Raw genomic sequence first — 285 nt, 5'->3', positions numbered from 1 at the left:
GTGTGCAGCATGGTGCGCGTGCCCACGCCCGAGCAGGAGGATGCCAAGCGGCCCCACCGCGAGCGCGAGCACCTCGTCCAGGAAAAGTTGCGCATCGAGAACCGGATCGAGGCGCTGCTGTTCACACAAGGTATCCGGAAAAGACCGTCGCTGCGATCGTGGGAGCGCGACATGGCCGAGCTGCGCACGGGGGATGGCAGGGCCGTGCCGCCACTGCTGCGAGCCGAGCTTGACCGCCTGCGGCGCCGGCTCGTGTTGGCATTGGAGCTGATCCGGGAACTGGAA

Annotated in this window: 1 pseudogene; it reads left to right on the top strand. The window is 67.4% G+C overall.

Annotated features, from left to right (window positions below):
* Window positions 1-285 (top strand): annotated as a pseudogene (locus Q7A36_RS41340) (IS110 family transposase); the annotation flags it as partial.

The sequence above is a fragment of the Paracraurococcus lichenis genome, assembly GCF_030657435.1.
Classification (GTDB): domain Bacteria; phylum Pseudomonadota; class Alphaproteobacteria; order Acetobacterales; family Acetobacteraceae; genus Paracraurococcus; species Paracraurococcus lichenis.
This window is presented reverse-complemented; position numbering and strand designations above follow the sequence as displayed.